Consider the following 23,295-nt stretch of genomic DNA (forward strand, 5'->3'; position numbering starts at 1 on the left):
GCAGACAATAAAAAAGGCTAGCGCAACTACTTACGCTAGCCTTTTATTTGGTTGATTTTGATTAATTAAAGCTGATAGATAGCGAAGCTCAAGCCTGAGAGTGTCACGCTTGCTTTGTTGTTCGCTATTGCAACGCTGTCTTTGCTATCGCCGAAGATGTGAGTTGCGCGATTAGCCGATACCTCAAATTCAGCATTGGCTACTTTATTTGAGGTGTTAAACACGACTAAGTATTGGCTATCACCATGGCTACGCGTGATCGCAAATACACCCGGTGTCGCTTGTGAATACAAAGTTGTTTGCTCGCCTTTGCGCAAGGTTTCATGGGCAAAGTAAACCGATGCGTAATCAGCAAATGCGTTGTAGAACGGGTGGCTTTGATCAAAGTTATCGTCGGCGGTTGTTTTATCTGTGCCTAACAAGTTGTCATCGTTGTAGCTGTCGACTTGTGAAGGCATCATATCTTGGCGAGCGGCTTTATCACCACCATCACCCACAAAGCCTTGTTCATCACCGTAATACACTACAGGAATACCGCGCGCAAAGTACAAGAAGGCATGGGCTAAGGTTACCCGTTGTTCCATCTCAGCCATCGAGTAGTTGTGCTCTGAATCTTTTAACATCCAAGCAAAACGTCCCATATCGTGGTTTGAAACAAAGGTTAATAGTTGGTTGGCGTTTGAATCACCGTCGCGATAGAGCTCATCTTTAGTAAATAAGTTGGCTAATACATCGGTGCCTTTTTGCTTGATTAGGGCATCGGCAAGCATGCCTTGTAAGGCGAAATCTAACACTGATTGTACTTTACCCGTGGTTGTGAAGTAGCTCAGGTTTTCAGGGGTAAAGTCATAAACTTCACCAAACATAAAGAACTTGGGAATACCTTCACTTTGGGCATGGCTGACAACGGCAGGCGCAAATTCTTGCCAAAACTCAATGTTTACGTGCTTAACGGTATCAATACGGAAGCCGTCAGGTTTAAACTGGCTGACAAGTTTGGTTAAAATATCAATCATCCCTTTAACCACTTCAGGATCATCGGTGTTGATATCGTCAAGGCCAGCAAAATCACCATAAACCGAGTTTTCACCTTCGAATGTTGTTTCACCTTGGTTGTGATAATACTTAGGATCGTTTAACCATGCCGGTACTTTCGCGTTTTCACTGCCTGCTGGGATCACTGGCGTGTAAGTGCCTTTTTCCGCGACTTCGGCGAGTGTGCGATACTCACAGTTTGGGTTAGGCGTTAAACCGTCTTCACCGTGGCATTCGGTATATTTGATAACGTCAGCGGTGTGATTGGTAATAATGTCAAAGTAAACTTTGATGTTCTCTTTGTGTGCGGCATCGATAAAGGCTTTTAAATCGTCATTGGTGCCTAAATGCGGGTCAATTTCAGTAAAATCTAACACCCAGTAACCGTGATAACCCGAGCCACCCTCTTGTAACGCTTGGTTGCGCAAAATCGGTGTTAACCAAATCGCGCTAATGCCCATTGCTTTCAAGTAAGGAATTTTAGCTTGTAAGCCCGGCACATCACCGCCGTGATACATACCGTAATCTGTTGGATCAAAACCGCCTTGTGAGATCAGTTTGGTTGTTGAGCCGTTGTCGTTACTAGTATCACCGTTGTAGAAGCGATCCGGTAAGACGAAATAAAAAACATCGTCTTGAATGTCACGTTCGATATAGGGAGCTAAATCGCTCGCGGTTAAGCGCTTTGTTGTTGCTGATTCTGCAGCAACGGGCGCTGTTGACGCTGATTTCGGTGCGTCTTGGCAACCGAGCATGCCAAAAGCAATAACGCTAATGGCAAGGGTTTTTAATGTTGTTTTGATCATAGTTTACCTGTGTATATTTCTTGTTATTGGTATTATTAGTTTTTCGGACGCGCTTGTTGCATCGTTTGACAAATATCGCTCATTGCTTGGTTATCCCATAGCTCTTCAAGCGTGACAGGAATGCGTTGTAACCAGTTTGGATGCTCGTCAATCGTGCCTGGAATATTGACTTGCTCAACATTCTCTAGTGCATCTTCTAATGGAATTAACTGAATACGGCTCGGCGCTAATGCCATGTATTTTTGTACGGCAAGGCTGAGCTCGCGATTCATCTTCGCTGGCGATGTTTCAGGTGCCTTTGTCATATCGATTACTTGCATATCTTCAAGTGCTGCGAGTAAGTGATTGCGGTCAGCCACTCGGTTATTGCGATCGTCGATGCCCATTTGCTCATTCGGATATAAGTTTAGGTTTTGACGCCACTCTAAATCGCGACCTGTCCACCAACCGGCAAGCGTTGGTAAATCGTGAGTAGAAACCGTTACCATCGATTGCTCTGGGTACATTTCTGGGCGCATAAATAGACCAGATTCCCATGTTTCAAAAAACAGTACCTTGTACGACAACAAGCCGTGAGCTTGCATAATATCGCCAAAACCTTCTGGCACTGTGCCTAAATCTTCTCCAATGACAACACACTGGCTGCGGCGAGATTCTAAGGCAATAATGCGTAAAATATCTTCTAGTGGGTAGGTGATAAACACCCCTTCATCGGCTTTCATACCCGGTGCAACCCAGTATTGGCGCATTAAACCAAGAATGTGGTCAATACGCAGGGCGCCAGCATATTGCATGTTTGAACGAAGCGCGCGAACCAACGGCTGATAACCTTGAAGTTTCAAGGCAACTGGGTTAATTGGCGTTAAGCCCCAGTCTTGACCTAAGGTGTTTAATAAATCTGGTGGCGCGCCAACTGAAGCACCGGCAACGTAAACGTCTTTGTCTGACCAAACATCAACCCCTGAGCCGTCACAACCTACCGCTAAATCGAGGTATAAACCTACTGGCATGCCATCGGCTTTTGCGGTGTGTTGCGCGTTTAATAGCTGGCGATGTGCAAGCCATTGTAAATACATAAAATAACCAATGCGTTCTTGGTTTTGCGCTTTAAACTCGCTTACTTCTACAGAGTGTGGGTTTTGGTAAGCTTCAGGCCACTTTGGCCAACCGTAGGCGTTAAAATCTAACTCTCTAAAGTGCTCATAAAGCGCTTCAAAAGTAGCGTGACGGGTTAAGCCTGCTTCGTTCGCTTGTTTAAACGCTTCAAATTCAGCCACTAATGTCGTGTCGTTTTGTGCTAAAAATTCGCTGTAAAGTAGCTCTAATACTTGATACTTAACATCAGCAACTGCTGGGTAGTCGATTAACTCAGTTGAGCGAGCAAAGGCGATTTTATCTTGAAATTCCTTTGATGCGACAAGTGCTTGAGCCGCTTTTGATTGGGCGTAAAACGGCGCAGCAGTGACATCAATATATTGCGTGTTTAAGAAACAACGACTGGTCGGCGAGTATGGGCTGCGATGAGCAGGGTTGTTTTGGTAAAGCGGATGCAATGGGTTTAAGCCAATAGCTGAAGCGCCACGAGCAGCAGCGCCTTTGACTAGTTTGGTGAGATCTGAGTAATCACCCATACCCCAGTTGGTTTCACTTTGTAGTGAATATAATTGCGCGGCAAAGCCCCACATTTTAAAGTCAGCTGCTTCATTTGGGCTGTAACAGGTTTGCGGGGCAAAAATTAAATGACAACTGTCAGTTTGCTCACCGTAGTTAACCACTAATTCGTGATAACCGTCAGCAACTCGTGGTAAACCTAAAAAGTATTGAGTAAATACCACACCGTCAAATTCGGCACTTTCACCTTGGCGCAAATCCGCCAAGTTGACTTGGGCAGATTGCTCGTTGCCGTCTTCAGTGGTAATCGTCCAGTTAAAGTACTCGGCAACACCTTGTTCAAAGGTAACAACCACTTCGTGATGGTGCTCTTCAGACTTAGCAATATGAACTTGCGGCAATATTTTACGCCATGGCTGTTGTTCTAGTTCGGTAATACTGGCAGCAATTGCTTGTTCGTCGTCAATATCGTAGCCCATCGCTTTTAACAAAGCGCGGCGAGCTTCATCTTTGGCAGTGACCTGATTGCCAAACGCATCAATATAGTCGCGATGAAAGCCAACTAAATCTGCTAGTTTTTCAATTAAGTTCATAAGTCTCGTTCTCTTGTCTAAAGTCTGCAGGAGACTGGCTAAAACTCAGTAGCGAGCAGCTGTGTGGGCTGACCATCAACTCAGTTCTAACAAGGTTCTCATTTTGTTTTATTTTTGTATCTGCGGTATTAAAAATGGTCTGCCAATAACCATTGAGTTTTGGCAGTTGGTATAAATGTTCATGATCGTGAGCGTTGAAAATAACCAGTAAGGCATCGTCGTGATAAAAATCATCGCTTATCAATTCATGTTCGGTATTGGCAAGTAGCATGGCAAAGCACTTGATTGAGTGATCGTGCCATTGACTGTCTTGCATCGGTTTACCATGGCAGTTGAGCCAGCTGATATCGGCTAAGCCGGTTTTTGCTGAATAGTTTTTGCCATGATGGTAGTGGGTTCTATTGAGTAGCGGGTGGGCTTTTCTCAATGCGATGAGTGCTTGAACAAACTCGAGCAACTCACTGTTTTCGGCTTGTTGCCAGTTAAGCCATGAAATCTCATTGTCTTGGCAATAGGCGTTGTTGTTGCCTTGTTGCGAATGGCCAAATTCGTCGCCACTGAGCAACATCGGTGTGCCTTGTGAAATAAACAAGGTGGTTAGAATGTTTTTCTGCTGCTGCAGGCGCAGTGCGTTAATTGCTTTATCCTTGGTTGCGCCTTCAACACCAAAGTTACAACTGTAGTTAGCGTTGTGGCCATCTTGATTATTTTCACCGTTAGCGTGATTGTGCTTTTGTTGATAACTGACTAAATCGCGCAGGGTGTAGCCGTCGTGCGAAGTAATAAAGTTAATACTTGAGCTGGGTCGGCGACTTCTGTTTTCAAATAAATCACTTGAACCGTGAATGCGATTGGCAAAATCAGCTAACATGCCGTGATCGCCACGCCAAAAGCGGCGCACGGTATCGCGGTATCTATCGTTCCACTCCATCCAACTATTGGGGAAGCGGCCTAATTGATAGCCGTCTTGACCAATATCCCAAGGCTCAGCAATGAGCTTAACACCGGCTAATACAGGGTCTTGTTTAAGGGTATTGAAAAAGTGATTGTACTGGTTAAAGTGTGGTCGCTCTCTGCCTAAAATGGTTGCTAAGTCGAAGCGAAAGCCATCAATGCCCATCGTTTGCACCCAATAGCGCAGGCTATCGGTTACCATTTGCAAAACTCTAGGGTGATCGATATTAAAGGTGTTACCACAGCCGGAAAAATTTTCGTAAAAGCGCTGGTCGTGTTTAGCGAGTCGGTAATAACTGGCGTTATCTATGCCTTTAAAGCTATAAGTTGGCCCTAGCTCATTGCCCTCGGCGCTGTGGTTGTAAACGACGTCTAAAATGACTTCGATACCGGCTTGATGGAGCTTATCGACCATTTGGCGAAACTCTTCAATGCCATTATTTAGGGTATAACGGGCATCTGGTACAAAGTAGTTAATTGAGTTGTAACCCCAATAATTAACCAGTTGCTTTTCTTTCGTAAACGGCTCATCAATAAATTGGTGTACCGGTAGCAGTTCAACACTGGTTACGCCGAGCGCCGTTAAGTAATCAATTGATACATCATCAGCTAGCCCTAAATAAGTACCGCGCAGTTTTTTCTTAAGCGCTGGGTTTAACCGGCTAAAGCCTTTAACGTGCATTTCATAAATAATGGTATCGCGGCGGCGAATTTGCGGTTTGTTTTCGAGCGCAGGTAATTCTTCAGTAACCACGCATTTGGGCATAAACTCGGCGTTGTTTTGGTAATCGAGGGTTAAGTCTTTTTGGCAAGAGTCTAAGTCGTAACTGTAGTTTGCTTTGTGCTCAACAAACTCGCCGTGTAAGGCTTTGGCATAAGGATCTAACAGTAATTTTGCCGGATTAAAACGGTGGCCTTTATGCGGCTCGAACGGGCCGTGAACGCGGTAGCCATAAAGCGCGCCTGCACCGATGCCTTGTACACAAACATGCCAAACATCATCGGTAAATTCCGGCATTTCAATCTTGATGATCTCTTTTTCGCCATTGGTATCAAACAGGCATAGCTCTACCTTTTCAGCGTTAGCTGAAAACAGGGCGAAGTTAACACCTTGGGGTGTTATAGTTGCGCCAAGCGGGTAGGGAAAACCTGAAGATACCTTGATGTTCATCTTAGCTTTCCAATTTGAAAATCAAGGTGGCAAGCGGTGGTACGGTGATGTCAATACTCTGCGCTTGATTGTCCATTGGCTTATCTTTACTGGTTGCGCCGCCAAAATTACCTTGGTTGCTGCCACCATAAATTTGCGCATCGGTATTGAGTAATTCTTGATAATGACCTTGCTCAGGCACGCCAACGGTAAAGTTGTGATAAACCTGATCTGAGAAGTTACAGACAACGACAACCGGCGCTTCGCCATGTTGACCAAAACGAATAAAGCTATAAACACTTTGCTCAGCATTTTCGTGATCGAGCCACGCAAAGCCTTGGTGTTCACAGTCGTGTTGGTAAAGTGCCGGCGTAGCTTGATAAACGCGGTTTAAATCTTTTACCAGTTGTTGTACTTGTGCGTGCCAGTGAATGTCTAATTGGTGCCACTCAAGGGCTTTTTCATAGTTCCACTCTGGCCCTTGACCATATTCACAGCCCATAAACAGTAGTTTTTTACCCGGGTGTGACCACATAAAGCCGTAATAGGCGCGTAAGTTGGCAAATTGCTGCCACGCATCACCTGGCATACGCTCAATCATTGAGCCTTTGCCGTGGACAACTTCGTCATGGCTAATCGGTAAAATAAAGTTTTCGTCAAAGGCGTACACTAAACCAAAGCTAATTTCGTTGTGGTGATGTTTGCGATGAATCGGTTCGCGCTTGATGTATTCTAGGGTGTCGTTCATCCAACCCATATTCCATTTATAGCCAAATCCTAAACCACCAGCATCGGTTGGTTTTGACACGCCCGGCCATGAAGTTGATTCTTCAGCAACAGAAAAAGTGCCGGGATATTCGCGATATAGCTCTTCATTAAAGCGCTGTAAAAAGGCAACGGCCTCGAGGTTTTCGCGGCCACCGTGTTCGTTCGGGATCCATTCGCCTTCTTTGCGGCTGTAATCGAGGTATAACATTGAGGCGACAGCATCTACGCGAATGCCATCGACGTGGAATCTATCTAACCAGTGCAGGGCACTGGCGCGCAAAAAATTAGCAACTTCGGTGCGGCCGTAGTTGTAAATCAGGGTGTTCCAATCGGGATGAAAGCCTTGGCGCGGATCGGCGTGTTCATATAAATGCGTGCCGTCAAATTGAGCTAAACCGTGTTGATCAATTGGAAAATGCCCTGGTACCCAATCAATTAAAACCCCGAGGTTAGCTTGGTGGCATTGGTCGACAAAATATTTGAAATCGTCGGCATCGCCAAAGCGTGAGCTTGGCGCAAATAAACCTACTGGTTGATAACCCCATGAACCATCATAGGGAAATTCACTCACTGGCATCAATTGAATATGGGTAAAACCCATCTCCAAGGTATAAGGAATTAATTGATCGGCAAGTTCGCGATAGTTGAGGTAATGGTTGTTTTCATCGCGTTGCCAAGAGCCTAAATGCACCTCGTAAATACTAATGGGGGCATGTCGTGAATTGCGCGCTTCACGCACTTTTAACCACGCTTTATCTTGCCATTTGTAATGTTTTTCTGCGTTGACAATAGACGCTGTTTCAGGGCGAAACTGGGCTTGTAAGCCATATGGGTCAGCTTTTAACGGTTGTAAGTTGCCATCGCTACGTAGGATTTCAAACTTGTATAATTCGCCTGCTTTCAATTGAGGAATAAACAGCGACCAGTAACCGCTAAAATCTTGGTTGGTCATCGGGTGGCAACGACCATCCCAATTGTTGAATTCACCTACGACCGAAACGCGCTTGGCGTTAGGCGCCCAAAGCGCGAAGCTCACCCCTTTAACGCCGTTAACGGTTTTTAGGTGAGCGCCAAGAATATTGTATGGGTGCAGATGATTGCCTTCACGAAGTAGGTGCAAGTCAAGTTCGCCAAGGGTCGGAGCAAAAGCAAAGGGATCTTCAACTCGTGATGTTTTGCCATCAACCGTGATTTCTAGTTGGTAATCAAAGCTATTTTTACGACGTAATTTTTTACTGAAAAAGCCGGCGTCGTCAATTTTGTTGAGTTTGGCGATGACTTTTTTGGTGTTTTTGGCATAAACCGCAACGGCTTGTGCTTTCGGAACAAATGCATTGAGCGTGAGATAGCCAGAATCATCGGCATGTAAACCCAACACTTGATGTGGTTGGTTGTGTTGTGCACTGATTATTCCATTGATTGCATTTGTATCTGTCATCTTGTTTTCCAATAACTAAAGCTTGAACTTGTGGTTAAAACACAAACGCCCCAATCAAGGGGCGTGTGTAAATTACCTAGTTTTTACAGGGCTGAATGTGCCAGATGCGCTCAACATAGTCGTTAATTGAGCGGTCTGAGTTGAACTTGCCCATTAACGCGGTGTTGAGGATTGCCATTTTCGCCCAGCGTTTTTTATCTCGATACGCTTCATCAAGGGCTTGATGAGCATCGCTGTACGATTGGTAATCAGCTAGCACAAGGTATGGATCACCACCATCGAGTAAACTGTGCTTGATAGCTGATAGTTCATATGGCTTGCCCGGCGTAAAGTAATCGGTATCTAACCAATCAAGTACCGCTTTAATTTCAGCGTTTTGCTCGTAGTAACTGTATGGGTTGTAACCCTGAGCTTTGATTGCTTTTACTTGCTCTACCGTGTTACCGAAAATAAAGATATTGTCGTCGCCCACTTCTTCGGCGATCTCAATATTAGCACCGTCTAGGGTACCTATAGTGACAGCACCATTAAGTGCTAACTTCATGTTACCTGTGCCCGATGCTTCTTTACCCGCCGTTGAAATTTGCTCTGAAACATCAGCGGCTGGGATCATTTTCTCGGCGAGACTAACGCGGTAGTTCGGTAAAAATACGACTTTTAGCTTGTCTTTAATACGCGTGTCGTTGTTGATTTTGTCAGCAACTTTATTGATCGCGTAAATGATCTCTTTAGCTAAGCGATAACCCGGCGCTGCTTTTGCGCCAAAAATGAATACCCGTGGTTGCATCTCAAGTGCAGGGTTTTCCAGTAAACGACGATACAGCGCAACAATGTGTAAGAAGTTTAAGTGCTGTCGCTTATACTCGTGTAAACGTTTGATTTGGATGTCAAAAATAGCTTCAGGGTTAACTTGGACACCGGTGAGCGATAAGATTTCTTTCGCTAATGCTTGTTTGTTTTCTAACTTGATGTCCATAAACGCTTTTTGCAATTTCGCGTCGTCAGCAAGCTTTTCAAGTGCCGATAAGCTGTCTAAGTCTTTCGCCCAATCCGCTTTGACGTGTTTGGTCAATAACGCTGATAACTTAGGGTTACACGCTTTTAACCAGCGGCGTGGTGTAATACCGTTAGTTACGTTAGTTAACTTGTTCGGGTAAAGCGCATCAAATTCAGGGAATAAATCTTGTTTAACAAGCTTTGAGTGAATTTCGGCAACACCGTTGACTTTGTGGGCGGCAACCACACATAAATGCGCCATGCGTACTTTCTTTTCAGCGCCTTCTTCGATCAGCGATAGTTTGGCACGCATTTGGTTATTGTCTGGCCATTTGACCGATACTTCATTGTTTAAGAAGTCTTCGTTGATCGCGTATAAAATTTCTAAATGACGCGGTAATACGCGTTCAAATAGCGACACCGACCACTTTTCTAATGCTTCAGGCAATAAGGTGTGGTTGGTGTAGGCAAATACTTCGCGGCATAACGCCCAAGCATCAGCATGGGTAAATTGGTACTCATCGATTAACACGCGCATAAATTCTAAAATCGCAATGGTTGGATGGGTATCGTTTAGTTGAATCGCGGTATCTTTTGCAAACGCTTGCCAGTTAACACCGTTGATGGTTTGGTGACGAGCAATAATGTCTTTAATTGAACAAGCACAGAAGAAGTACTGTTGAATAAAGCGCAATTCTTTACCCGCATCGTGTTCATCATTTGGATATAACACTTTAGATACGGTTTCTGCTTGGACATTTTTACCGTGCGCGTTTAAGAAATCACCGCGGTTAAATAAATCCCAATCAAATGCTTGGTCTGAACGTGATTCCCACAAACGCAAAACGTTAACTGTGTCTGAGTTGTAGCCAACAATTGGGATATCCCAAGGTACACCTTTTAACTGGACCGCTGGTTGCCATGTTGAGGTCGTGCTACCGTCGGCGTTGTTAATGTGTTCAACGTGACCGTATAACGGTACTAATTGTGTAGATTCTGGACGACAAATTTCCCACGGGCTGCCAAATTCACGCCATAAATCAGGTTCTTCAATTTGACGACCGTCTTTAAAGCTTTGCTTGAACAAACCGTGTTGGTAGTGAATACCATAGCCCGTTGCAGGGTAGTCTAGCGTTGCTAATGAATCGAGAAAACACGCAGCAAGACGCCCTAAACCACCGTTACCCAGTGCTAAGTCAGCACCTTGTTCACACAGATCGGTTAATTCAAATCCTAACGCTTTAACGGCTTTTTCAGCTTCATCGTAAATGGCTAGGTTATGGAGGTTGTTTGATAATAAACGACCCATTAAATATTCAAGCGATAGGTAGTTAACTGTTTTAATACCTGCTTGGTTTTGACGATCGCGGGTTGCTGCGAGTTTTTCAACCACGATGTCGTTAATTGCTAAGCTCGTTGCTTTCCAGAAAGCTTCAGGATTTTTATCATTGCTGTGAGCAAGGGTAAATTTCAAATGATGCTCAATCGCTTTTTTAATCGTAGCACGTTTAGCCATAAGAGAAGACTCATCCCGTTTTTTAAAGAGTTTAGTAGATAAATACCTAACTAGACTGCCTAATGATTAGTTAGTTGGCAGTTCATCACTCTATGTGTAATTAGTTGTAACTGATTATGCCGATGTCAGTATTTAGGGCAATCACCTACATACGTATGCATCGAAAGATAGACGATTAAACTAGGGTGCATACGTATGCACGTGACATTGAAAATTATCTGCTTAGCTAGCACTCAATTATCAGTAATCACTGATTGAATGAGAAAAATATCTCGACACCTAGCTGGGTGAACTGTAAAGAAATAGCGACAACTGTGTTAACGCTTTGTTAATTGCTCAATTGCTGGAAAAAATATGAAAAAATTTTTTATAAAATTTTTTTAGCTTTAAATACGAAATCTTTCATATTAATGATATGTCGATTTAAATTCTTATATCTCGGTATTTAAAGGGGTGGCGATGAGTTTTGAGTTGGGTTGAGTTTTTGAAAAACTTCGTAGTTGGATATTCTGGTAGGACTTGTTCATTAGTTTTTGCAGGATTTTTGCTCAATATCGGGTTGTAAACGGCTTGTAGCTGTTTTATAACAGATATGTCAATTAAGACGATTGCGTAATTTTTTACTCGCAATTAAATAATAAATAACCGGTAAACATTACTGGTAAAAAAATAAGAATTTAAGGGAAGGAAACATGTCTAAAACATTTCGTACGGGCAGCCTAGCATTAGCGGTAGGCTTAGCTCTTGGAACTGTTCCTGCTTATGCTGATGACGCAGAAGCAGCGAAAGCTAAAGACGTTGAAAAAATTGTTGTTGTAGGCTCACGTGCAGCACCTCGTTCAATCGCAGACTCTGCTGTACCTGTAGATATCGTTGGTGGTGACGAATTAGGTCGTTCTGGTTCATCAGATATGCTTGATCAGTTAGCAACATCAGTACCATCATTCAACGTGCGTGCTCAACCAATTTCTGATGCGGCAACGTTAATTCGCCCAGTTAACTTGCGTGGTTTATCATCAGATTCAACACTTGTACTTTTAAACGGTAAACGTCGCCATCGTGCGTCAGTTATCGCTTTCCAAGGTGGTGGTGTTAACGATGGTGCACAAGGTCCAGATATCTCAGTTATTCCGAGTGCAGCGTTAAAGCAAGTTGAAGTTTTACGTGACGGTGCTGCCGCTCAATACGGTTCTGATGCTATCGCTGGTGTAATGAACTTCGTATTAAAAGATGCTGCTGACGGTGGTTCTTTGTCAGTTAAAGCTGGTCAATTCTATGAAGGTGACGGCGACACAGTAACGATTGACGGTAACATTGGTTTACCATTAAGCGATGACGGTTTTGCTAACTTAAGCTTCCAATACAAAAATGCTGATGCAACTTCACGTTCAGTACAACGCCCAGATGCACAAAACTTGATCGACAATGGTAATACATTCGTTAACGATCCTGCACAAATTTGGGGTAACCCAGAAATTTCTGACGATATTACTATTTTTGGTAACTTCGGCTTAGATTTAGGTAATGACAAAGAAGCTTACATGTTCGGTAACTACTCTGAGCGTGATGTTGTTGGTGGCTTCTACTACCGTAACCCACATAACCGTGGCAACGTATACTCAATTGATGGTGGCGAAACACTATTAGTTGGTGATATCGCTCAAGCAGGTGGCGCGGCGCGTACTTGTGCTGTGGTTAATATTCCTAAGAACCCTGACGGCTCAGATGGTAACGTATTAGAATCAGCTGAATATCAAGCAATGCTAGCTGATCCTAACTGTTTCTCAATGAACCAAATTTTCCCTGGCGGTTATACGCCGGCGTTTGGTGGTAACATTGTTGATACGGCGTTAACAATGGGTACACGTGGTGATATCCATTCTGGCTTCTTAAAAGACTGGCGCTACGATATCTCAGGTACAGTTGGTCGCAACGCGTCAAGCTTTAACCTATCAAATACTTTAAACCCATCGTTAGGTTTAGAGACACCAACTGATTTTGACACTGGTAGCTACATTCAACTTGAGAAAATGTTCAACGTTGATTTAGTACGCGGTATTAATGTCGATGCGCTAGATGAGCCAATCAACTTAGCTATGGGTATGGAGTTCCGTGAAGAGTCATTTGAAATTATCTCAGGTGAAGAAGCTTCTTGGAAAGCTGGTCCATATGCCGACCAAGGTTTCAACATTGGTTCTCACGGCTTTAAAGGCTTTGGTCCTGAAGCTCAAGGCTTAAATGATCGTCGCTCAGTAGCAGCTTACATCGATACAGAAACTTACTTCACTGAAGACTTTATGGTTGGTGCAGCGTTGCGTTTTGAAGATTACAGCACCTTTGGTAACACAACCGATTACAAGTTGACGTTCCAATATTCAGTGTCTGATGACTTCTCATTACGTGGTTCAACAAGTACGGGTTTCCGTGCGCCAACAGTTGGTCAAGCTAACGTTGTTAACACGGCAACATCATTAGTTAATGGTGAACTAATTCAAAGCTTCTTAGCGCCACCAACTGATCCACTATCAGCTTTCTACGGCGGTAAAGAGTTAACACCAGAAGAGTCTAAGTCGTACGCCTTTGGTGGTGTCTACCAAAGTGGTGATTTCTTCTTAACCGTTGACTACTACAACATTGAAGTAACTGATCGTATTGCACAATCTAGCCAAATCGATGTTTTAGCCGAAGACTACGATGAGTTGAGAGCACTCGGTGTTAAGAACCCAGAATTAATTTCAGCGGTGACTTACTTTGCTAACGACTTTGATACAACAACTCAAGGTCTTGATATTGTTGCAAACTACTCAATGCAGTTATTTGACGGCGATACGCAATTTAGCTTTGCTTACAACTGGAATGAAACAACGGTTGACAAGTTCAATCCAGAAACAACAGATGAAGGTAAAGTTCGTCGCTTAGAAGAAGGTATGCCGAATCACCGCGGTACGTTAACTATGTCTCAGCAATGGGATAGCGTACAAATGTTCGTTCGTGCTAACTACTTCGGTAAGTACTACGCTGTGCATGCAGATGATACATCTGATTGGGGTAGTGAGACAGCTGACTCAGCAATTACTTTCGATGCTGAATTAAGCTACTTCATCAACGACGACTTCTCTGTTGCTGTTGGCGCTAACAACATCTTTGATCAAGAAGCTCAAGAGCTGAAAGATGGCACATACGGTGTGTTAGGTGCTAAGTACTACGAAAGTGGTCCATTCGATTACAACGGTGGTTACTACTACGCGAAGTTAACTTATAGCTTCTAATCGTAGCTAATAGCGATAAAACGCTCCTCAATTGAGGGGCGTTTTTTTTGTACTAATAAAAAGCGTAGCAAGTTAATAAGTGAAGTAAGGTTAGTCATTTTGATTAGGTATAAAAAAACCACTCGTTTATGAGTGGTTTTTCTGTCGCCATTAGCAGTAATTAACTCGCTGACTTTAATCCAGCTTGAATTGCTGTAATGTCGGCCTCAGTAATCGTACCTGCTGCACGCTTTAACGCTAATATCGAATTGATGTAAGCATAACGCGTTGATGAGAGGTTGCGCTTGGCGTTGTATAAGTTACGCGTGCTTTGTAATACGTCAACGATAGTACGCGTACCTACTTCAAAGCCAGCTTCAGTCGCTTTAAGTGCACTTTCTGCAGAAATTACTGATTGCTCTAATGCTTTAATCGCTGAGACAGTAGCAATAACTGTGTTGTAGGCATTGCGCGTATTACGAACAACTGCGCGTTGAGTAGACTGTAAACCTTGGCTAGAGGCAACATACAAGCTTTGTGCTTGACGAACCGAACTCGAAATTGCACCACCTGCGTAAATCGGTACATTTAATTGTACGCCAATTGATGATGAATCTAATTGCGGGTCAAGGGTATTATTTTTGATCGTGTTATCAGATTGCTGATAGCTCGCTTTTAAATCGAGCGTAGGGTAGTGCCCACTGCGCGCGATGTTGATGTTTTCTTTTGAAATATCTACCGAAACTTTTTGACCAAGAATTTCTAAGTTTTTCGTTTCTGCTACTTGTTGCCACTCATCTGCACTGGTCGGGGCTGGTGCCGATGCACTAAAGCGCATGGTATCTAGGACATCTAAGTCACGAGGGTACACGTTAGTAATTTCACGTAGTGACTCACTCGCGCTAGCTAATTGATTTTCTGCTTGGATCACTGCTGTTACGGCATTGTCGTATTGGGCTTGCGCTTCGTGAACATCGGTAATCGCGGTTAAACCCACTGAAAAGCGTTGCTTGGTTTGTTCTAGTTGACGCTCAATTGCTTTTAGCTCGGCATTAGCAAACTCTAAATCATCTTGTGCGCTTAACACACCGAAGTAGGCATTAGCTACGCGAACAATTAAGTCTTGTTTGGCTGATTGATAAGATAAATCACTTAAATGCGCTGATTTTTTCGCGTTATCTAGTTTTAGCCATGAGTCGTGATGATATAGCTGCATTGATAGGTTCGCGCCCCAAGTGGTGTTGTTGATATCTGTACTGATAATATCAAAATTTGGTCCAATCACTCTGTCATCTTGGAGTCTAGTAGCAGCTGCGAAAGCATTGATTTGCGGTAATAGCACTGAGCGTGCCTGCGTAATCCCTTCTTTTGATGCATCAAACTCTGCTTGTGCTTTTAAAATTACCGGATCATTGACTAACGCGAGCTTGTAATTCTCGAGAATGTCAGAAGACTGAGCTGAAAACCCAACCCCTACACTTGCTAAGCCCACCATAACTGATAGCAGTTTGCTTTTCATATTTAACCTTTTCCCTTGTACATTGGTTTGCTAATTACTCTTTTACACTTATGGTAAAGTGTTTTAGCTACTAACCAAAACTATTAACTGTTTAATATCTAACTGTAGTGTAACAAATTATTTTTATTTTACATTTTTAATTATGAGAAAAAAATAGCGCATGAATACGCATAAAGATCTTTTATTTCAATATGATAGTCAAGATTTTAGGGTTGAATCCATTACAACTTGTTACAAAGGCTTCTTCTCAATTAACAAATATAAGCTCTCACACCGCACTTTTCACGGAGAAAACAGTCAACTAATCGAGCGCGAGATGTTCGAACGGGGTGATGCAGTCGTATTAATGCCATACGATCCGATTAAAGATACGGTTATTTTTAATGAACAATTTCGCGTGGGTGCAATTAATCGAGAATATTCCCCTTGGTTGATTGAGTTTATCGCAGGTATGTTCGGTGAAAATGAAAATCCAATTGATGTAGCGATCAGGGAAGCAAAAGAAGAAGCTAATCTCGATGTTGACGCAAAACAAGTGTTTCACATCATGAACTATTTATCGAGCCCAGGCGGTACTAATGAACAGCTACATCTATACGGTGCGATAGTCGATAGTGAGGGTGTTGGGGGGATTTATGGTTTACCTGAAGAAGCTGAAGATATTAAAGTTCATGTAGTTAAGCGAGCAGATGCGATGACGTTGCTAGAGCAGGGTAAAATCAATAACGGCGTGACCATTATTGCGTTACAATGGTTGGCGTTAAACGCAGACAAATTACGGGCTAAATATACAACATAGGTATTGACGTGGCATTGTTTAAAAAATATCGACCAAACCTAGTAAACTTGATGCAGCTAAGCGAAGCTAACTACATGTTAATTATACGCTTATTAGCTGATAACAGCGTGCCCGGTGAAGTGCGAGAGTTTTTTATTAATGATCATTTGTCTTATCACCTTGAGGTGCAAGAGGTCACTAAGTACACCTCTAAAATAGCTTTTATGCAGTCATCTAAAATGTCGGGCTTGAGCGTAGGTGAGCATTTGCGACCGAATATGGTGATCCGCTTGTACCACGATGCAAAAACCAGTGAAGTGATTTCAAGCCAGCACGTAGCTAAAATTGCCCCGCGTTATGACTACCCAAACAAGCAGATGCATTTACCCAACGAAAAACAACAGGTGATGATGTTTTTAAAAGAGTGGCTGCAGCTGTGTTTAACCCAAGGCCAAGTCAACATTAGTCACCTTCCTCATATTATCAAAGGCTCATGAAAATTAAGTTTGCTCAAATCAGCGATAGTCACTTATTTGCCCAGCCTGATGGCCAGCATTTTGGCGCGCGCGTGTGGCCGCAATTGTTAGTCGTTCTTGAGCAAATCAAGCAGTGTACTGATATTAAATTTATCGTTTTTACCGGGGATTTGACGCAAGATCACAGTGTTGAGTCTTATCAATTGTTTAATCGAGCTTTTGTCGAAGCCAAGATAACCATCCCGGTATATTATTTGGCTGGCAATCACGACGATCCCGCGTTGCTTGATAAGTATTTATCGCATGATGTGTTCAATAAATGTAAAACCGTTGAGTGTGGAACTTGGCAAATTCAGCTCATCGATAGCAAAAGCAATACACCAGCGGGCAATATAAGTACGACAGAATTAGCGCGCATAAAGGCGCTAGATGAGGCATATCATCAGTGCTTATTAATGCATCATCACCCAGTAGATGTCGGTTATTTTATTGATCGACACGGCCTGAAAAACCAAGCTGAATTTTGGCTTGCGATAAAATCGTGCTCAGCGATCAGAATGATTAGCTGTGGTCATGTTCATCGCGGCATGACATTGTCAGCACCTGAAATGTTAGAGCGAACTGTCGAGCTTTATTCAAGCCCGGCGACGTCGATTACATTTGCCAAACATCCTAGTCAGTTAATTGCCGAGTATGACGATATTGGTTATCGAATTTTTGAGCTCGATGACAATGGCAATGTCTCCTCCTGTGTAAAACATATACCTTTAGTAAGCTAGTTTAATGCCTAAACACATTCTTCATATCCACGGTTTTAATTCATCACCTCAGTCGTTTAAAGCTCAGCAGAGCAAAGCCTTTTTTGCTCAATACTATCCCCAACTGATGTTTCACTGCCCGCAAATCGCCAATACTCCTAGCGCTGCCATTAAGCAATTAACTGAGCTAATAGATCGTTATCCGAATGAGCAATGGTATTTGATTGGCTCGTCACTTGGCGGCTATTTCTCCAGCTATTTAGCGGAGCGCTTCAACCTTAAAGCGGCTCTAGTAAACCCCGCAGTAAAACCGTATCAGCTGCTCAGTGATTATGTAGGCGTGCAAATAAATCCCTACACGCAAGAGAAATTCGAGGTCACAACGGATTTTATTGATGATTTGAAGCAACTTGAACAGTTTAAAATCAAAGAAAAAAATTATCTTGTCATGGTACAAACCCATGATGAAGTGTTAAATTACCAAGACGCTGTAGAAAAATATCAAAACTGCCAGTTAATTGTCCAACAAGGTGGCGATCACAGTTTTGTTAATTTCGAGAAAATGCTACCAACTATTGTTAAATTCTTTGATTTACCGTAAAACTATAGCCTAATAGCCAAATCAGCATATTTAGCTTTAGCAACCAATAACTATAACGATTAGATACCACTCATGAGCGAACAATATAATTCAGATTCTATCGAGGTACTCAGTGGCTTAGAGCCAGTGCGTCGTCGTCCCGGCATGTATACCGATACCAATCGACCAAACCACTTAGGTCAAGAGGTAATAGATAACTCAGTTGATGAGGCATTAGCTGGGCACGCTCAAAATATTACTGTTATTTTAGATAAAGATCAGTCACTTGAAGTATTAGATGACGGTCGTGGTATGCCAACAGATATTCACCCTGAAGAAGGTGTTTCAGGCGTAGAGCTCATTTTTAGTAAATTACACGCAGGTGGTAAATTTTCGAATAAAAACTATCAATTCTCCGGTGGTTTACACGGGGTTGGTATTTCAGTGGTTAATGCTTTATCGACCCGTGTAGAAGTGAGTGTTAAACGCGATAGTAAAGTGTTTGAAATGGCCTTTGAAAACGGCGAAAAGGTTGAAGAGCTAAAAGAAGTTGGCACAGTAGGTAAGCGCAACACGGGTACTCGTGTTAAGTTTTGGCCTGATGCGAGTTACTTTGATTCACCTAAATTTTCTGCGCTTAAGTTAAAACATTTATTAAAGGCCAAAGCCGTATTGTGTCCGGGCTTAACGATTAAGTTTCACGACAAAAACGACGGATCTAAAGAGAGTTGGTGTTATGAAGATGGCTTACGCGATTACTTAAAAGAATCAGTAAAGAGCTATGTTAGCTTGCCAGAAGAGCCGTTTATTGGTTCGTTTTCATCACAAAATGAAGCAGCAGATTGGGCGGTAACGTGGTTGCCAGAAGGCGGAGAGTCGATTGGTGAAAGCTATGTTAACTTAATTCCAACGATCCAAGGTGGTACTCATGTTAACGGCTTACGCCAAGGTTTACTTGAGTCGTTACGTGAATTTTGTGAGTTTAGGAATTTATTACCGCGCGGCGTTAAATTAACGCCTGATGATATTTGGGACAAATGTAGCTTTATTTTGTCAGTTAAAATGCAAGATCCGCAATTTGCTGGCCAAACTAAAGAGCGCTTATCGTCACGTCAATGTGCCGCGTTTGTTACTGGCGTGGTAAAAGACGCGTTTAGTTTATGGCTTAATGAACACACTGAAATAGCGGAAAGCCTGGCAGAATTTTGTATCTCAAATGCTCAACGTCGACTGCGCGCTAGCAAAAAAGTTGTCCGTAAAAAGGTGACTCAAGGGCCTGCTTTACCGGGTAAGTTAACTGACTGTGGTAGCCAAGACCCAACGCGAACTGAATTGTTTTTAGTTGAGGGTGATTCTGCCGGCGGTAGTGCTAAACAAGCACGAGATCGCGAAATTCAGGCAGTAATGCCGTTGCGCGGTAAAATATTAAATACTTGGGAAGTTGAGTCAGGGCAGATTCTCGCTTCACAAGAAGTTCACGATATTTCTGTTGCGCTGGGTATTGACCCAGAGAGTGAAGATTTATCGAACTTGCGCTACGGCAAAATTTGTATTCTAGCCGACGCCGACTCTGACGGTCTGCACATTGCAACCCTATTGTGTGCACTGTTTACCCAGCATTTCTTGCCATTAGTGCAAGCGGGACACGTTTATGTCGCGATGCCGCCGTTATACCGTATTGATATTGGTAAAGAGGTTTATTACGCGCTAGATGAGGCAGAAAAAGACGGCGTATTAGATCGCATCGAAGCGGAGAAAAAACGCGGTAAGGTCAATGTGCAACGCTTTAAGGGCTTGGGTGAAATGAACCCGATGCAATTGCGCGAAACGACAATGGACCCAAATACCCGTCGGTTAGTTCAACTGACGGTTGACGAGTATGATGAAACGATGGAAACCATGGATATGCTGCTGTCGAAAAAGCGCAGTGGCGATCGCAAAGACTGGTTGCAACAGCACGGTGATTTAGCACAAATCCAATAAGTGGTTTAAGTGAAGCTGACCTAGGTTAACGGTTAGCTATTTGCTCTAGCTTCTAACATGTTGGGGGGGAGGCTGCAAATATCCTAGTATTGCGTTTTGATGTGCTTATGCCAAAGCCTAATAAATATTGGGCTTTGGCGAATTAAACAGGCATAAAAAAGTAGCCTAAACTATCCTTGTTGCCTGTTTAACTTGAGCGCATATTATTTAATATTTCTAGTCGCCCACAAGTGAAGTAAATCTAAACCTATGGTTGCGGCAGCTAAGGCCGTTGTTTCACTTTGATCATAAGCGGGGGCAACTTCAACAACGTCCATGCCCACTAAATTTATTCCCTTTAGCGCGTGAAGAACTTTAAGGACTTTGTCGGTCGTTAAACCACCGCATACCGGTGTGCCAGTACCTGGTGCGAACGCTGGGTCTAAACAGTCAATATCAAAAGTTAAATAGACCGGTAGATCACCTATCGTTGACTTGATTTGCTCGACAATCTCGGTGACTGACATATCATTTGCTTGCATGGCATTAATTACGTTAAAGCCATGATCTTGTTGTTTATAGTTTGTCCGAATACCAATTTGCACGGACTTTTCTTTGTCTATCAATCCTTCGTTAGGTGCATGGTAGAACATAGTGCCATGATCGTATCGACTGCCGTTATCATAGGTATCGGTGTGGGCATCAAAGTGAACTAAGGCCATTTTGCCAAATTTTTTGGCGTGAGAACGCAATAATGGCAAAGTGACAAAGTGATCACCACCAAGACTTAGCAGGCTTTTACCCGATGCTAAAATTTCATCACACGCGATTTCTACGCGTGCACAAAACTCTTCGCTATCACCAGCGGAAAACACTAAATCACCAGCATCGACTAAATTACATAGCTGGGCTAACTTAAAATCCCATGGGAAACGTTGACCTTCCCAAGCGAGATTAATCGATGCTTGACGAATTGCGTCTGGCCCCATTCTTGCGCCAGAACGACCAGAGGTTGCCATATCAAAAGGCAACCCTAAAATCACGACATCGGCATTGCTTTTGGTTGGGTTTAATGTCAGCGGAGATCGTAAAAAAGTCATCGCATTTGAGTAAATCGAGTTATCAACTTGATTAAATACACTGCTGGTCAAAATTGACATTAAAAATCCTCCAAATACGTGTAACCGCCTAATCCGGCGACTAATTCATCAAAAATAGCTTCACGCTCAGTATTAGGTAACTTGTTGTTGACTAATTCACTGTAAACTTGTTTAAAGTGGCTCGCCTCTAGATGCACATATCTAAGCATGTCTTCAACGGTATCACCTTCATTAATTTCAGTGATTTCAATCTCGCCGTCGTTATCAATGTAAACAACTGCACTATGTGTATCACCAAAGAGGTTATGCATATCGCCCAAAATTTCTTGATAAGCGCCTACTAAGAAAAAGCCAAGCAAATACTCTTCGCCTTCTTGCCAACTGGGCACTGGTAGCGTTTTTTCTATACCTTGACCATCGACGTAATGCTCAACGGCACCGTCAGAATCACAGGTAATATCGAGTAAAACGGCTCTTGTTTCATCACAGCGATCCAAATTGGCTAATGGCAGTACTGGAAATACTTGATCGATTCCCCAAGCATCCGGCAGTGATTGAAATAATGAAAAGTTAACAAAGAATTTATCTGCTAACTTTTCTGTTAAATCATCAACAATCGGACGATGAAAGCGATTTTTTGTTTCCATTAACTTGTTCAGTTCAAAGCAAACTCTTAAGTTTACCTGCTCAGCCCAGGCTCTTTGTTCTAGATTCAAAAGCCCGAGTGCAAATTGATAATGAACCTCTTGAATGTCGGCTTGACAGTCGTGATAAATCTCAATGAGTGCTCGGTCGTCGTTGCGTTTATTCAGTTGTTGCCAAGACATCCACATGTTATTGAGAATAAGTGGCGCATCGTCTGATGGCGGCGCAATATTTTCTGCCGCATAAGATTCAGCACCAATAACATTAGAAATCAGTACCGCATGATGCGCCGTAAGGGCACGGCCTGATTCAGAGATAATTAACGGCATAGGTTCTTCATAACTACGACATGTATCGCCTATCATGTGAACGATATTGTTGGCGTATTCCGCGAGGCTGTAATTCATTGAGTTGTGTGATTGGCTGCGAGTGCCGTCGTAGTCGACGGCTAATCCGCCACCTACGTCCATGCAGTCAATTGCTGCGCCTAGTTTTCTCAACTCACAATAAAAGCGAGCTGCTTCACTAACGCCTAAACGTACATCTCGAATATTGGCCATTTGTGAACCCAGGTGAAAATGCACAAGCTTCAAAGCGTCTAACATATTTTCGCTGCGTAACGTATTCATCACCTTTAATACTTGTGATGCAGACAAGCCAAATTTAGATTTTTCACCACCACTTGCTTGCCATTTTCCTTTGCCTTGTGATGCTAATCGGATTCGAATGCCCAGTCTTGGCGTTACGCCAAGGCTTTTCGCTTGCGCTAAGATCATTTCTAGCTCAGACATCTTTTCTAACACGAGGTGAACTTTATGGCCGAGCTTCTCACCAATTAAGGCTAAACGAATGTATTCTTTGTCTTTGTAACCATTACAAACAATAACTGAAGAGGCTTTTTGTGCTAATGCCAACACGGCCAATAGTTCAGCTTTACTGCCGGCTTCTAGTCCCAATTGACTGATCTGTTTATCGGCTTGACTGGCAAGTATGCTGTCAACCACTTCTCTTTGTTGATTGACTTTTATTGGATAAACCAGCAGGTATTTATTTTGATAGTCATAATCTGCAATGGCTTTATTAAATGCGCCGCATAAGTTCTCTACGCGATTGTGAATAATTTGTGGAAATCGAACTAATGCAGGTAATGACAAACCCTTCGCTTGGATTAGTTTTGCAATGTCTGTGATATTGGCCGTGTGCTCTTGGCTGCTTTGATTTGGCGCGACATAGACGTTGCCTTGATCATTGATACCGAAGTAACCTTGACTCCAATGCTTGACGTTATAAGTAGCACGGACCGCATCAAGGGTTGATTTGTTCATTAACTTTCCTTCATTGATTTTAAAGAGCGCGAGTAGA

Annotated in this window: 14 protein-coding genes; 6 read left to right on the top strand and 8 right to left on the bottom strand. The window is 43.0% G+C overall.

What is annotated here, in order from left to right; all coding sequences use genetic code 11:
- Positions 1–65 precede the first annotated feature (65 nt).
- The 5 genes from LP316_RS05785 to LP316_RS05805 all read right to left on the bottom strand — a co-directional run bounded on the left by LP316_RS05785 (position 66) and on the right by LP316_RS05805 (position 10,867).
- Entirely contained in the window at positions 66–1,841 is a 1,776-nt protein-coding gene (locus LP316_RS05785; protein WP_193023275.1) for an alpha-amylase family glycosyl hydrolase, read from the bottom strand.
- A 35-nt stretch (positions 1,842–1,876) separates the two neighbouring features.
- On the bottom strand, positions 1,877–4,045 hold the full coding sequence (malQ, locus tag LP316_RS05790; RefSeq protein ID WP_193023277.1) for a 4-alpha-glucanotransferase: 2,169 nt from the start codon (positions 4,043–4,045) through the stop codon (positions 1,877–1,879).
- Positions 4,032–6,170, bottom strand: a complete 2,139-nt coding sequence (gene glgX / locus LP316_RS05795; RefSeq protein WP_193023279.1) for a glycogen debranching protein GlgX — start codon at positions 6,168–6,170, stop codon at positions 4,032–4,034. The genes malQ and glgX overlap by 14 nt, the downstream gene beginning before the upstream one ends.
- A 1-nt stretch (position 6,171) precedes the next feature.
- A complete protein-coding gene (gene glgB / locus LP316_RS05800; RefSeq protein WP_193023281.1) occupies positions 6,172–8,355 on the bottom strand; it encodes a 1,4-alpha-glucan branching protein GlgB in 2,184 nt (727 codons plus the stop codon).
- A gap of 76 nt (positions 8,356–8,431) precedes the next feature.
- Positions 8,432–10,867 (bottom strand): glycogen/starch/alpha-glucan phosphorylase, encoded by a 2,436-nt coding sequence (locus tag LP316_RS05805; protein ID WP_193023283.1) that lies wholly within the window; start codon positions 10,865–10,867, stop codon positions 8,432–8,434.
- 692 nt (positions 10,868–11,559) lie between these two features.
- Between LP316_RS05805 and LP316_RS05810 the strand changes: the two genes are divergently transcribed.
- Positions 11,560–14,136, top strand: coding sequence for a TonB-dependent receptor plug domain-containing protein (locus LP316_RS05810; protein WP_193023285.1), 2,577 nt, complete (start codon positions 11,560–11,562; stop codon positions 14,134–14,136).
- Positions 14,137–14,296: 160 nt separating this feature from the next.
- Here the strand turns inward: LP316_RS05810 and tolC are convergent, their stop codons facing one another.
- A complete protein-coding gene (tolC, locus tag LP316_RS05815; RefSeq protein ID WP_193023287.1) occupies positions 14,297–15,634 on the bottom strand; it encodes an outer membrane channel protein TolC in 1,338 nt (445 codons plus the stop codon).
- Positions 15,635–15,794: 160 nt separating this feature from the next.
- Between tolC and LP316_RS05820 the strand changes: the two genes are divergently transcribed.
- The 5 genes from LP316_RS05820 to parE all read left to right on the top strand — a co-directional run bounded on the left by LP316_RS05820 (position 15,795) and on the right by parE (position 20,209).
- A complete protein-coding gene (locus LP316_RS05820) occupies positions 15,795–16,433 on the top strand; it encodes an NUDIX domain-containing protein (protein ID WP_193023289.1) in 639 nt (212 codons plus the stop codon).
- Between the two features lie 8 nt (positions 16,434–16,441).
- Entirely contained in the window at positions 16,442–16,909 is a 468-nt protein-coding gene (locus LP316_RS05825; protein ID WP_226960813.1) for a DUF1249 domain-containing protein, read from the top strand.
- On the top strand, positions 16,906–17,667 hold the full coding sequence (locus LP316_RS05830; protein WP_193023291.1) for a metallophosphoesterase: 762 nt from the start codon (positions 16,906–16,908) through the stop codon (positions 17,665–17,667). Before LP316_RS05825 ends, LP316_RS05830 begins: the two co-directional genes overlap by 4 nt.
- 4 nt (positions 17,668–17,671) lie before the next feature.
- Entirely contained in the window at positions 17,672–18,247 is a 576-nt protein-coding gene (locus tag LP316_RS05835) for a YqiA/YcfP family alpha/beta fold hydrolase (RefSeq protein WP_193023293.1), read from the top strand.
- Positions 18,248–18,319: 72 nt separating this feature from the next.
- Positions 18,320–20,209, top strand: coding sequence for a DNA topoisomerase IV subunit B (gene parE, locus LP316_RS05840; RefSeq protein WP_193023295.1), 1,890 nt, complete (start codon positions 18,320–18,322; stop codon positions 20,207–20,209).
- A 203-nt stretch (positions 20,210–20,412) separates the two neighbouring features.
- Here the strand turns inward: parE and speB are convergent, their stop codons facing one another.
- Both speB and speA read right to left on the bottom strand, forming a co-directional pair.
- Positions 20,413–21,348, bottom strand: coding sequence for an agmatinase (speB, locus tag LP316_RS05845; protein WP_193023297.1), 936 nt, complete (start codon positions 21,346–21,348; stop codon positions 20,413–20,415).
- Positions 21,348–23,258, bottom strand: a complete 1,911-nt coding sequence (speA, locus tag LP316_RS05850; protein ID WP_193023299.1) for a biosynthetic arginine decarboxylase — start codon at positions 23,256–23,258, stop codon at positions 21,348–21,350. The genes speB and speA overlap by 1 nt, the downstream gene beginning before the upstream one ends.
- Between the last annotated feature and the right edge of the window lie 37 nt (positions 23,259–23,295).

This window comes from Thalassotalea sp. LPB0316 (genome assembly GCF_014898095.1).
Lineage (GTDB): Bacteria > Pseudomonadota > Gammaproteobacteria > Enterobacterales > Alteromonadaceae > Thalassotalea_G.

Bases quoted from the DNA above. Each gene is read 5' to 3' on its own strand.
- LP316_RS05785 (WP_193023275.1), bottom strand. From the start codon at position 1,841: ATGATCAAAACAACATTAAAAACCCTTGCCATTAGCGTTATTGCTTTT.
- malQ (WP_193023277.1), bottom strand. From the start codon at position 4,045: ATGAACTTAATTGAAAAACTAGCAGATTTAGTTGGCTTTCATCGCGAC.
- glgX (WP_193023279.1), bottom strand. From the start codon at position 6,170: ATGAACATCAAGGTATCTTCAGGTTTTCCCTACCCGCTTGGCGCAACT.
- glgB (WP_193023281.1), bottom strand. From the start codon at position 8,355: ATGACAGATACAAATGCAATCAATGGAATAATCAGTGCACAACACAAC.
- LP316_RS05805 (WP_193023283.1), bottom strand. From the start codon at position 10,867: ATGGCTAAACGTGCTACGATTAAAAAAGCGATTGAGCATCATTTGAAA.
- LP316_RS05810 (WP_193023285.1), top strand. From the start codon at position 11,560: ATGTCTAAAACATTTCGTACGGGCAGCCTAGCATTAGCGGTAGGCTTA.
- tolC (WP_193023287.1), bottom strand. From the start codon at position 15,634: ATGAAAAGCAAACTGCTATCAGTTATGGTGGGCTTAGCAAGTGTAGGG.
- LP316_RS05820 (WP_193023289.1), top strand. From the start codon at position 15,795: ATGAATACGCATAAAGATCTTTTATTTCAATATGATAGTCAAGATTTT.
- LP316_RS05830 (WP_193023291.1), top strand. From the start codon at position 16,906: ATGAAAATTAAGTTTGCTCAAATCAGCGATAGTCACTTATTTGCCCAG.
- LP316_RS05835 (WP_193023293.1), top strand. From the start codon at position 17,672: ATGCCTAAACACATTCTTCATATCCACGGTTTTAATTCATCACCTCAG.
- parE (WP_193023295.1), top strand. From the start codon at position 18,320: ATGAGCGAACAATATAATTCAGATTCTATCGAGGTACTCAGTGGCTTA.
- speB (WP_193023297.1), bottom strand. From the start codon at position 21,348: ATGTCAATTTTGACCAGCAGTGTATTTAATCAAGTTGATAACTCGATT.
- speA (WP_193023299.1), bottom strand. From the start codon at position 23,258: ATGAACAAATCAACCCTTGATGCGGTCCGTGCTACTTATAACGTCAAG.